Below are 11,755 nucleotides of genomic sequence, written 5' to 3'. Positions count from 1 at the left end.
AAAACCTAATGACCACTGCATATATTCAAATGCAATCTTACTTATCAAAATCATAGACGCAAAAAAGCCTACCAAACATGATATCTGGTAGGCTTTTTTAATAAACGCTCATTTAAATTAATTACTTTTTTCTTCAATAAGCTCTTTTATGCTGTCATTGTTGTTTTTCGAAGCGTTATTTTTTGAGGCATTGCTATTAGCATTAGCGTTGGCATTTTTACTAGCCACATTGGGATTGGCGTTCTTATTAGCGGCGTTACCGTTTGCATTCGAACTTGGAGGTTTAGGCGCTTCAACCACGGGTGGTTTTTTCGGTTCATTGTTGTTACTTGCTTCAGGTTTGCGGCTATTATCCGTATTTTTTGGTATTGGTGCAGTCGTTGTCTGCTCTTCGATACCGACCGTACGCTCTTCATTAACAGATAAGGTTTCAGACGTATCGACTGACTGACGAATACTTTCAGCAGCGCTATTATTCGACCCTTCTTGCGCACCACGATTGGCATTACTTGCTGTTTGCTCGTTGGCACTATCATTAGCCGGTGTTTTTTGACGCACTGGTACTTCGCGTTTGGTTGGGCGCAAATTCACAGCGCGCGTGCGTTTGGTGCTTAAGTCCTTGACTGGGTCAGGACGCTCATAATTATCAATAATACTGACGTAGCGATTGATCTCTTCTGGCAACACACGCACATTAGCAGGCAGCTTAAAGTCTATTAATTTAGCAGCGCCAACCGCTTCTTGTGGACTGCTCATCAGCCCATAAGTCAACATATAGCGTACTTGATTGTTTTCATCGAGGTAGCGAAAATAAGCAAACTTCTCGCGATCGTCACGGCTTTCTAAATAGCTGACAATCACATCGTTTTCAGCGACATTCATCACCTGCACTGTCCACTTTCCTTTATTGGCCAGCAGATAACGCTTATCTTTAAACTCATCAGGGTAGCTGCGCAAATCACGAACCGTGGCATCAAAACTAATCGGCTGCACATCGGTATCAAGCTCGTGCAAGGATTCTATCTTTAACGGCTGCTTAAGCTCAGCGGTTGAGGCTTGCGGCGCTGATATTGGCTCGTTCTCAATTTTTGCCCCCATCGCTGGCGTTTGACTAAACATCCAAACTAAGGCGGTAAACACGCCCAATAGCAGTGTCGCTATCAGCCAAATCAGTGCTTGACGGCGATATTTCTGCCCAGCTGTGCGAGTCGTCGAGCGTGATGCTGCCATGGAGATATCCTTGGGGAAAAGTACTTATAAAGATAGTCTGATAAAAGCCATTTATAACGCAATACTTATCAAGATGCACTTAAAAAATTGTCACTTAATGACAAGGCTATAAATTAAAATCTTAACGTTATGATAAATAGTATTGACGCTTTTATTAACCTTTAGCCACCTTTATGAGTGATGTTGTGACAATACTTGGGTTAACAGCTCAGCATCAAAATCATTGGTCAATACTGCCTCACCTAATGATTTTAACAAAATAAGGCGGATTTGTCCGTGTTTGACTTTTTTATCGTGACCCATCAAACCTAATGCCGTCTGTACATCAATAGCGGGCGGCGTGATGGGTAAATTTACCAATACTAACACGCGCTTAATACGAACAACGTCTTCACTGGTTAACCAGCCAAGCTTTTGTGACAGTTCAGCCGCTTGCACCATGCCAGCAGCGACCGCCTCGCCATGTAGCCAATTGCCATAGCCTTCATGAGTTTCAATCACATGACCAAAGGTATGACCAAAGTTTAATAAGGCGCGCACACCGGACTCTCTTTCGTCTTGTGCGACGATATCGGCTTTGTACTGGCAGCAGCGCTTCACCGCTTCGCCAAGTACGGCTAAGTCTAAAGCCATCATCGCTGGTAGATTGTCTTCAAGCCAAGTCAAAAAATCGGCATCCATAATCAATGCGTATTTGATGACTTCCGCTAATCCTGCTGATAGTTCACGTGCAGGCAAGGTTTTAAGCGTACTCATATCGGCTAAAACCATTTGCGGCTGCCAAAATGCGCCAATCATGTTTTTACCTTGGGCGTGATTGATGCCGGTCTTACCGCCAACGCTTGAATCTACTTGTGATAACAAGGTCGTTGGAATTTGAATAAAATTGACCCCGCGCATAAAACTTGCAGCGGCAAAGCCTGTCATATCGCCGATCACGCCGCCACCAAGTGCGATTAGGGTCACATCACGGTTAAAATGCTCCACCATTAGCGCATCATAAATCTGATTGATACTGCTCTGGTTCTTATATTGCTCACCATCTGGGAGCACACAAACCTTGACGGTAAACTGTGATTCAAGCGCCTTTTGTAAAGCATTCAAATATAAAGGCGCAACCGTTTCATTGGTGACGATAAGGACTTGACGACCTATAATATAAGGAGCAATTTGGCTTGCCATGCTGCTTTTTTCAGTGCTATTTCCAGAGCTATTATTAAGGCGACTTGCATTGCTATTTTCAGTAATGACAATAGGATAATCATGACTTTGCGTTTTTACTGTTAGGTTGGTATGAAACAGTGGCGTTGCCATGAAAACCTCCTTAAATATGAGAATTAAATTGAGCGGCGTTGTTTGTTAAAACTTTTCTAATTTATCTAATAGCGTTGATTATCTTATTATTCATCTTCTTGATGTACTGAGCTGATAGAAGTTGATTCACAAAATGCGTCTAGCTGCTGCAATAACTGATTGACCATATGGCGAGGATACGTATGACCAGTCGGAATGATAATGTGTGCCACCTGCCGATATAAAGGGTCGCGGGCGCTGTATAAATCTTGCAATATTTTTCTAGGATTCGGTTGTTGTAACAATGGTCGCGACTTATCTTTGGCGGTACGCGCCATTTGCACATCCACCGGAGCATTGAGATAGACGACGATGCCGCGCTCTTTAAGAAAGGCACGGTTCTCAGCCGCCATCACTGCGCCGCCGCCAGTCGCTAAGACAATTTGTGATTGCTGCGTCAGCTCATCGATGGCACGCGTCTCCCGTTCGCGAAAGCCCGCTTCGCCTTCTTTGGCGAATATCCAAGCAATATCTGCACCAGTTTGCGACTCAATATACCAATCACTGTCTACAAACGAGCGCCCTAACTGCTTAGCCAGTAACCTGCCAATGGTGGTCTTGCCCGCTCCCATCGGCCCCACTAAAAATACCGACGGTAATTCCTCAACCATAATACACACTCAGCTAAATTAGGTATGATACAACGTCATTGATATTCTGGCTAGTAATGCGCGTTGATTATTGTGAGTAAAATCCAGCCAAGCGCAAAATTTGGCCACAAAAAAAGCAAGCGCTGATGCTTGCTTTTTTTAGTTATAAAGTCATTAAACGCTGATTAATTTAAACGGCTGATGCCATCATTAATCAATTTTGGCGTGACAAATATGAGCAGCTCTTCTTTAGAGTTATTGCGCACATCACGGCGGAAGGCTCGACCGATATAAGGCAAGTCACCTAAGAACGGTACCTTATCGACACCATTACTGCTACGGTTTTTAAAGACGCCGCCCAAAACAATGGTCTGACCATCTTCAACAATCACATTGGTCGAGATTGAATCTTCCGCAATCGCGACCTGATTATTAATAATCGTTGGCGTGCCATTGGTAATAACAAGTTGCAGACCAATCTTACCGTCTGGGGTAATATTTGGCGTCGCTTCTAGACTTAATGCCGCTTCTTTAAAGCTGGTCGTGGTCGCGCCACTGGCCGATGCTTCTTGATAAGGAATTTGCGTACCAGAAGATACTTTTGCAGTCTGTTTATCAGCCGTTAAAATCTTTGGTGTCGAAATCACTTCACCGCGGTTATCGGCTTGTAGTGCTGATAGCTCAAGATCGAGCATCACATCTGACATGCTAAGTAAACCAAAAGCAATACTACCCGCTGGGTTAGCAATGCCTAAGTCAACGTTCAAGTTATCAGGACGGCTGATGTCGTACTTAGGATAAGAAACCGTTTGACCATTAACTGTCGTCGTTTCTACGTCAAAATCTTTTAAATCCCACAACGTCTGATTACTACCACCGACTAATAAGTTACGGTTATTGGCAGCGCCGTTTGACAAAATACCCCAACGCACGCCAATCTCTTTACTAAAGCTATCCGTGGCGCTGACGATACGTGCTTCAATCATTACTTGACGGACTGGAATATCAATTTTACCAATCAGCTTATGAATATTTTCAATGCTTGCAGCCACATCTTTGATAATCAAAGTATTGGTACGCTCATCAACCGTTACCGTACCACGGTTAGACAACAAGGTATTGTTATCACTAGAATTTGTGTTGCCAGTACCGCTACCACCAGATGAGCCACTGCCCTGAGAGATAAGCGTCAACACATCTGCCGCTTTAGCATAGCTTAAGCGAATGTATTCAGTACGTAGCGGCGCATAAGATTCAACCGCTTGCTGCGCTTCAAGATCACGAGCTTCTTGTTCAGCAAGCTCAGTCGAGGGCGCAACCAAAATCACGTTGCCATTTTCACGCTTACCAAGATTTTTACTCTTTAGAATAATATCTAGTGCTTGATCCCAAGGCACATTAATCAGGCGCAAGGTGATATTACCAGCGACCGAATCACTAGCCACGATATTCATATCGGTAAACTGTGCCAAAATATCTAACACACTACGGATTTCAACGTCTTGGAATTCCATAGATAGCGCTTCACCGCTATATACTTTCTCTTCAAGCGTTGGCTCACGGAGTAGCTCAGGCTTTCGGATACTAATATTTAACTGATTACCCGATTGATAAGCTTGATACTCATAATCCTCTTTGACATTGATGGTGATCACACCATTTTGACCTTGATTTTTAGTATCAATACTATCAACCAAACCACTATTAACATTCAAGCGGCGTAATAAGTTTCTTGGCACGGTGCTGCCGGTTAAACGTACAACCAACTTATTGCCTTGGCGCTGGACGTCAACTGGAATGGCTTCGTTGGCAAGCGCAATACTGACATTACCGCCACCATCATTGCCTGCGGTAAAATTAACCGCGGTTAAACCATCATAACTATACTGCTTACTCACTTGTGAGGCCGCAAGCTGTGGGCTTAGCAAAGGATTGACGCGCACCACCATGGTATCAGCAGGTACTTGGGTTTTGTTTACTGTAGTGCTAGTAGCTGTGGTACGAATAGGAGCAACTGCTACGCTACTGGTCTCAACTATCGGTGTAACAACGGCAGTAGTAGTGATACCTGCATTGCCATTAAGCACGTCTTGCACAGGATCATTGGTGATAACGGGACGACTCGGGTCGCTAATCGTTAGCAACAAATCATTGCCCTCAATAGCGGTGGTATAACTGCCCGCTTGTTTGAGTCCAATAATCAGACGGGTGGTATTGTCGCTATTTAACGTCGTAACATCATTGATCATGCCAACGTTGTATTCATTGAAACGACTAGCAAGCCCGTTTTGCACCTTTTCAAAATCCAATACCAAACGGCTCGGATTATCAAGCTGATAAGCGGCAGGTAATACTGGTTTGTCAGCAAAGCCCAAGCGCATTTGGGTAACGGCCGGTGCGGTCTGTACCACAGAGACGTTATTGATGCGCTGCTCAGCATGCGCACTGCTACTAACTGCTACCATACTCATTGCCAATGCAGAGATGGCAAACGTAGAAGATACGCGGTTGTTCATCGTCATTACCTTGTTATTGCGTACTGTCATTATGTATTCCTCAAAAAATCTGCCGACTTAGCTTATAGGGGAGACCAGCGACTGGGGTTTTTCTACAAACCCAGCGCGGCTGTCTGGCACAATTTCAATCAAATTAATCTGGGTCGGCGTGATTTCAACAATACGTCCGTCATTTAATCCAAGATAATTCCCGACTCTAACGCTCGCAACTGAACCATCAGGGCGCTGCACTAAGGCATACTGCTGACCTTCAGGGGAAATAACGACACCGCGAAAGACGAGTTGCGATAGCTCATATTGCTCAAGCGGTTCTTTTACTCGGGTTATATCAGGGCGCACGCCATCGATAGAGGTAGCAGGGCCTTGAACGTTAACTAAGCTTGGTGGCAAAAATGGACTACGCTGCGCACTGGCACTATAGACAAAATCTTCTACAAGCTCAGCCTTGGGCGGCGGTTCAATCGGCTGCGCTGGCTGGTTACGAATATCGGCCATCGCCTGCTCTGCCATACCGATACGGTCAGTACAACCCGTCATTGACAAAACAGTGGCGCTTAAAATAAGCAGCATGGGCAGTTTTTGGATACTCATTAGTTGCCTCCTGCAGCATCAGTGGTAGCAGCATCAGGCGCGACAGCTTCATCACCTTCAGGAGCTGCTTCTTTTGAGCGATATGTTTTAGTTTGTAACACCAGATTGAGCTCAGGTAGAACATCCAAAGTTGGCTGCGGATTACTGACTTCAAAATCATGCATCGTAATAATACGCGGCAAAGCAGCAAGTCCACTGATGAAGCTACCGAACTGATGATACTCGCCTAACGCTGCGATACGAATAGGCTGCTCAATAAAGAACTCGTTTTCAATCTCTGGTTCTACAGAAATATCTTGGAATCGTATATTACTGCCAACGCCAGTCATATTGATACCTTCGACCAATTCTGATACGCGGGTATCTTTTGGTAGCTGGTCAAGTAAGGTATTGAACTCCGTTTCCATTTGAATCACTTGCGCTTGATACGCTTTTAAATGACGCGCACGTGATTCTTTTTCACGATAGCTATCAAGTAAGGTTTGCTGTTGACTTTCAGCAGCAGTAATCTCATCAATTTTACTGCTAATCGGCAATGCCCATGACAGCGCAGCGATCAAAGCAATAATAAATCCAATCACGGTGACTTTGACAGGGAGCGGCCAACTGCCATAGTTCTCAGCATCCAATGACTCAAAGCTGCGGCGGAATTCATTCAAATCAAACGGCTTTTTAGTACTAACCGCTGTCTTTTTAGTTTTAATGAGTCTTTTTTTACGGCTCAGTTTCATAACTCACCTCCAAGCACAGCATTACCATCCGCATCAGTAGCTTCAATCATTTCTGACTGTACTTTGGTCGTTACGACAAACTGGACATAACTGTCTTCAGGATAAATAGGACGCGGCTGTTCACCAGCAGTAACCGTATTATTAAGCATTGGGGCAGATTCATAAGCAGTAATATTTTGCTGGATGTTACTCACTGCTGAATTGCCCATCCATTTGCTACTATCAAGGTTACGAATCAAGCTAGAGACGATATTTGGATTGTCAGCAAGACCGGTTAAAGTAAGCACATCACCTTCGCGTTTTAAATTATTTAAATAAAGCGCTGGCGGCATCGCCTTGGCAAGATCATCCCATAACCGCACAGGAACCGGACGTCGACCTTGCAAGTCTTGGATAACCTGCATGCGCGAGATAATGTCTTCACGGCGCTGCTCTAAGCTATCAATTTCTACCAAAGCTTTATCTAGGCGCGCATTTTCTTGTTCAATGAGTGCATTGGCATCTAATTGCTCATCGAGTTCATTGTTAAAATAACTCCATGAAGCGAATGCTGCTAATAGAGCAAGCAAAGTAACGGCCACCACCAAAGTGATAAATTCTTTATTGCGGCGTTCGCGCTCTTCTTGCCGCCAGGGCAATAAGTTAATACGAGCCATTAGTCGAAGCTCCTTAACGAAAGACCGCAAGCGGCCATTAAGCTTGGTGCATCAAGCGCCAATTGCTCATTATCGATATGTGGAGCAATGGTCATATTGATAAACGGATTTGCCATACTCACGGGCACGCCCAATCTTTGTTGTGCCATACCAGCAAGTCCTGCAATAGAACTACTACCACCTGCAAGCACCACATGATCAATACTGGTATATTGACTAGAAGAGAAGTAGAATTGCAGTGATCGAGTAATCTGTTGAATGGTATTTTCTATAAATGGGGTCAACACATCAGGATAGTAATCGTCTGGTAAAGTACGTTCTCGTTTACTAATCGTCGCTTCTTCAGCAGATAATCCGTATCGGTTTTGTATCGCTTCAGTAAGCTGAACACCACCAAATAATTGTTCACGACTATATATAAACTCGCCGTTTTTAGCAATATATAATGTGGTTTGATTATGGCCAATATCGACGACAGCCACCAAATCTGGTACGTTTGGCAGGCTATCTGCCATCAAACCAAAGGCACGCTCAATCGCATGCGATTCGATATCCATCACTTTGGTTTGCAAGCCACCAAAGGTCAGCGCATCCACTCTTTGGTCAACATTTTCCGACCGTGAGGCTGCCAATAGTACCTGCACCATATTGTCATTAACCAAAGAAGGACCCAGAACCTCAAAATCCAAATTAACATCTTCTAATGGATAAGGTACGTATTGATCAGCATCCAAACGGATTTGCGCTTCACGCTCAACGTCGTTAAGCACCATATCCATATCGATAATTTTGGTAATCACAGCTGAACCTGAAACTGCGGTGGCAGCACTGCTACCAGCAGCTTGGCAACGTCGCGCCAAGCTTGCTATTGTATTACCCACCGCTTCAGTGTCTACAATGAGTTTGTCGACGACTACGCCTTCCGGCAACCTTTCTATGCCGTAAGATTTTAGGTGAAATATGCCCTGTTGACGCTGTATGTCAACCAACTTCACTGAGGTGGTGCAAATATCCACGCCAATCAAATGTCGACTTTTAGAAGTAAATAGCCTCACAAACTCTATACCTTATGTTAAGTGTACAATCTGATAGTTATTTGTAATAATTTAGTACAATACTTTACTTAACAGATAGATTCAAGCATTTAAATTACTTATTAAGCAACACTTACACATTTATTATTACCTGCCTATTTTGTTCAAGGTATAATGCCCTATCTATTGAAACTTTAATTGATAAGTCTTCTTATGACCAAAAAAAATGCTACCGCTCGTCTCATTCAATTTTTGGTGGGGCTTTTCATTGCCTGCTTAGCGTTAGCGCTAATCTTGGCACTTGCCGTTCCTATTGGCTTCTATGGTATGGCGATGTATTTATCGCCAACTTTGCCTAGCATTCAAGAGATTAAAACTGCCAATCTAGAGATGCCATTACAGATATATAGTAGTGATGACAAACTGATCGGTCAGTACGGCAATCGTTTATCGCTACCGGTTACATATGAAGAAATCCCTAAAGGCTTAACGCATGCTTTTTTAGCGGCGGAAGATGCCTCATTTTTTCAGCATAGTGGTATTAGTATTAAAGGTCTTGGTCGCGCTGTGACTGAAGTGGTCACCGATGATGAAAGTCAAACGGGTGGCTCCACTATTACCATGCAGGTTGCCAAAAACTATTTTTTAAGCTCAGAGCGTACCCTAAATCGCAAACTGACGGAACTATTTTTAGCCCGTAAAATCGAAGACGAGCTAAGCAAAAATGACATTCTTACCTTATATGTCAATAAAATTTATTTAGGCGAAGGCGCTTATGGTATTCGCGCCGCGGCTAAAAAGTATTATAGTAAATCTTTAGAAAACCTGACGGTTGCCGAAATGGCTATGCTGGCAGGCCTGCCAAAAGCTCCTTCTAAATATAACCCTGTGGCCAATCCAAGTCGTGCCCTTACCCGCCGTAATTGGATTATTGGACGCATGCATGAGCTTGGTTATATCAACAAAGCCCAGCATGACGAAGCCATTAATGCCCCAATTGGTATCAATCTTTATCAAGAAAAACTTGACGTCAATATGCCGTATTTGGCAGAGATGACGCGTTCTGCCTTGGTCAACCGCTATGGTGAGCAAGTAATGCATGGTGGCTGGCGCGTGCGTCTAACTGTTGATAGTGAAGCGCAAAAAGCGGCAGAATCAGCGGTACTAACAGGTTTGGTAGCTTATGAGCACCGTCATGGTTGGCGCGGCGCAGAGGCAAATGGCGAACCACTTGAAAAATTCCGTCGTTATAGCAATATGTCTCCAGCCAAAGTGACCAAGGTCAATTCTCGCAGTTTTGAAGCAACGATGCCCTCTGGTGAAAATGTAACAGTTAACTGGTCTGGCATGAGCTGGGCGCGCAAATATATTTCTGCCGATCGCATTGGTTACTTTCCGAGTAATGCCAGTCAAATTGTCAGCAAAGATGATATCGTGCGCCTGATACCTACGACCAATGGCAACTGGCAATTGGGGCAAATACCTGAGGTGCAGGGCAGTTTGGTTTCATTAAATCCTGAAACGGGTGGCGTTAGAGCATTAGTGGGTGGATTTGACTTTAACCATAGTAAATTCAACCGTGCGCTGCAAGGCTGGCGTCAACCAGGCTCGACGATTAAACCACTCGTTTACACCACTGCTTTAGAAAAAGGCTATCGTCCAGACAGTATTGTCTCGGATCGCCCGATTCAAGTAGGTGACTGGAAACCTAAAAATTCCGACCAACGTTTTTTAGGCGATATCACCTTACGCCGTGGGCTTTATTTATCCCGTAACCTAGTCTCTATTCGTTTGCTGCAAGCAATTGGCATCTCTGATGCGCGCAACTTATTAGACGAATTTGGCCTTGATAAAGAGAAGCTGCCTACAACTTTGTCATTAGCATTGGGCGCCGGTCAGGCAACGCCATTACAAATGGCTACTGCCTATGCCACCTTTGCCAATGGCGGGCACCGTATTCAGCCTTATTTTATCGAACAAATTTATAACTATGATAACAAATTGCTGTTTCAAGCTAATCCGCAGCAAGCTTGCGCCTTATGTTTTAATGAACAGCTTGACGCTGTCAATAAAAAGCTTATTGAAGATTATGAAGCTAAAATAGAAGCAGAGAATAAAGCAGCTGCTGATAAAAATAAGAACGTTAATGCTAAAGACACAGCGGCAGATAAAAAATCAGACTCTGAGCTAAAAGCAGCAAATAATGACAAGATAACGAAAGAGGACAAAGCCCTTGATCTAGATATTTATGATGCAAGCCCATATTCGGACCGCCTAAAAGCACCAGTAGTACAGTACGTACGTGCTGAACAAGCACCACGTATCTTAAAACCTAGAGTCGCTTTCGAGATGGCAGATATCTTGCGCGATGTTGTTCAGCGCGGTACGGCGGTGAAGGCAAGAGCCTTAGGACGTGATGATATTGGTGGTAAAACTGGAACCACAAATGAAGCGAAAGATGCGTGGTTTGCAGGGTTTCATCCTACCAATGCCACGGTTGTATGGATGGGCTTTGATCAGCCATCAACGCTGGGTCGCCGCGAGTATGGCGGCGTAGCAGCGCTGCCGGTATGGATGGACTTTATGAAAGCCCAATTAAAAGACACCCCTCATCAATGGGTCTCTATTAATAACCGTGCCAAATCAAAAAAGCAAAAGCAGAGCATTATAGAAATGATGGATGAAGGTGCTGCTGAACTTGAAGACGATACTGCCGATGAGGGTAAATCAGCAAAACCCGTTAAGACCACAACGCAGCAACGTAAGCCCCCTGCTCCTGAACCAGTTGAAGAGCAAATTCAAAATCGACCAGCTCCTGAGAAACCGAAGCCAAGTCGTACTGATGACAGCAATCCTCAAAACAAACCTTTATCAGTAACGCCGGTTGAGCGTATGCCACCGATGCCAGAATAAATAAACTATTATTTTGGTTAGCAGTTTAATAAAAAAGGTCTTGCTCTGAACTGACCCCCAAATGTTGGACGGTTTAGTTTATAACAAGGACTGAGTTCTGTATTGCACAGGACTCAGTCCTTTTAATTTAAGTTGAATACG

10 protein-coding genes are annotated in these 11,755 nt (G+C 44.1%); 1 reads left to right on the top strand and 9 read right to left on the bottom strand.

Going from position 1 to position 11,755, the window contains the following annotated elements:
- Positions 1–117: 117 nt before the first annotated feature.
- From FHS24_RS06935 to FHS24_RS06900, 8 genes are all read right to left on the bottom strand, one after another.
- Complete coding sequence (locus FHS24_RS06935) at positions 118–1,230, bottom strand: hypothetical protein (RefSeq protein ID WP_183620127.1); 1,113 nt, start codon at positions 1,228–1,230, stop codon at positions 118–120.
- Positions 1,231–1,401: 171 nt separating this feature from the next.
- Entirely contained in the window at positions 1,402–2,544 is a 1,143-nt protein-coding gene (aroB, locus tag FHS24_RS06930; protein WP_183620125.1) for a 3-dehydroquinate synthase, read from the bottom strand.
- 86 nt (positions 2,545–2,630) lie between these two features.
- A complete protein-coding gene (gene aroK / locus FHS24_RS06925) occupies positions 2,631–3,194 on the bottom strand; it encodes a shikimate kinase AroK (RefSeq protein WP_183620123.1) in 564 nt (187 codons plus the stop codon).
- A gap of 164 nt (positions 3,195–3,358) precedes the next feature.
- On the bottom strand, positions 3,359–5,719 hold the full coding sequence (pilQ, locus tag FHS24_RS06920; RefSeq protein ID WP_183620121.1) for a type IV pilus secretin PilQ: 2,361 nt from the start codon (positions 5,717–5,719) through the stop codon (positions 3,359–3,361).
- Positions 5,720–5,746: 27 nt separating this feature from the next.
- Positions 5,747–6,280: a pilus assembly protein PilP gene (locus FHS24_RS06915; RefSeq protein ID WP_183620119.1), complete on the bottom strand. Its 534-nt coding sequence runs from the start codon at positions 6,278–6,280 to the stop codon at positions 5,747–5,749.
- The gene (locus FHS24_RS06910) at positions 6,280–7,011 is read right to left on the bottom strand and encodes a type IV pilus inner membrane component PilO (RefSeq protein WP_183620117.1); all 732 of its coding nucleotides are present in this window, start codon (positions 7,009–7,011) and stop codon (positions 6,280–6,282) included. Before FHS24_RS06910 ends, FHS24_RS06915 begins: the two co-directional genes overlap by 1 nt.
- Positions 7,008–7,667 carry a PilN domain-containing protein gene (locus FHS24_RS06905; protein ID WP_183620115.1) on the bottom strand — a complete coding sequence of 220 codons (660 nt, stop codon included), beginning with the start codon at positions 7,665–7,667 and terminating at the stop codon, positions 7,008–7,010. The genes FHS24_RS06910 and FHS24_RS06905 overlap by 4 nt, the downstream gene beginning before the upstream one ends.
- Positions 7,667–8,722, bottom strand: coding sequence for a pilus assembly protein PilM (locus FHS24_RS06900; RefSeq protein WP_183620113.1), 1,056 nt, complete (start codon positions 8,720–8,722; stop codon positions 7,667–7,669). Before FHS24_RS06900 ends, FHS24_RS06905 begins: the two co-directional genes overlap by 1 nt.
- Positions 8,723–8,914: 192 nt before the next feature.
- Between FHS24_RS06900 and FHS24_RS06895 the strand changes: the two genes are divergently transcribed.
- Entirely contained in the window at positions 8,915–11,614 is a 2,700-nt protein-coding gene (locus tag FHS24_RS06895; RefSeq protein WP_183620112.1) for a penicillin-binding protein 1A, read from the top strand.
- 78 nt (positions 11,615–11,692) lie between these two features.
- On the opposite strand, the gene FHS24_RS12625 is transcribed toward FHS24_RS06895, so the two are convergent.
- A partial coding sequence (locus FHS24_RS12625) for an IS3 family transposase (protein WP_221185040.1) occupies positions 11,693–11,755 on the bottom strand: 63 nt, incomplete at its 5' end.

This window comes from Psychrobacter luti, assembly GCF_014192115.1.
Taxonomy (GTDB): Bacteria; Pseudomonadota; Gammaproteobacteria; order Pseudomonadales; family Moraxellaceae; genus Psychrobacter; species Psychrobacter luti.
The sequence above is the reverse complement of the archived record's forward strand: the minus strand, read 5'-3'. Positions and strand labels throughout refer to the sequence as shown.

Coding starts and splice junctions, on each gene's coding strand:
- FHS24_RS06935 (WP_183620127.1), bottom strand. CDS start 1,230: ATGGCAGCATCACGCTCGACGACTCGCACAGCTGGGCAGAAATATCGC.
- aroB (WP_183620125.1), bottom strand. CDS start 2,544: ATGGCAACGCCACTGTTTCATACCAACCTAACAGTAAAAACGCAAAGT.
- aroK (WP_183620123.1), bottom strand. CDS start 3,194: ATGGTTGAGGAATTACCGTCGGTATTTTTAGTGGGGCCGATGGGAGCG.
- pilQ (WP_183620121.1), bottom strand. CDS start 5,719: ATGACAGTACGCAATAACAAGGTAATGACGATGAACAACCGCGTATCT.
- FHS24_RS06915 (WP_183620119.1), bottom strand. CDS start 6,280: ATGAGTATCCAAAAACTGCCCATGCTGCTTATTTTAAGCGCCACTGTT.
- FHS24_RS06910 (WP_183620117.1), bottom strand. CDS start 7,011: ATGAAACTGAGCCGTAAAAAAAGACTCATTAAAACTAAAAAGACAGCG.
- FHS24_RS06905 (WP_183620115.1), bottom strand. CDS start 7,667: ATGGCTCGTATTAACTTATTGCCCTGGCGGCAAGAAGAGCGCGAACGC.
- FHS24_RS06895 (WP_183620112.1), top strand. CDS start 8,915: ATGACCAAAAAAAATGCTACCGCTCGTCTCATTCAATTTTTGGTGGGG.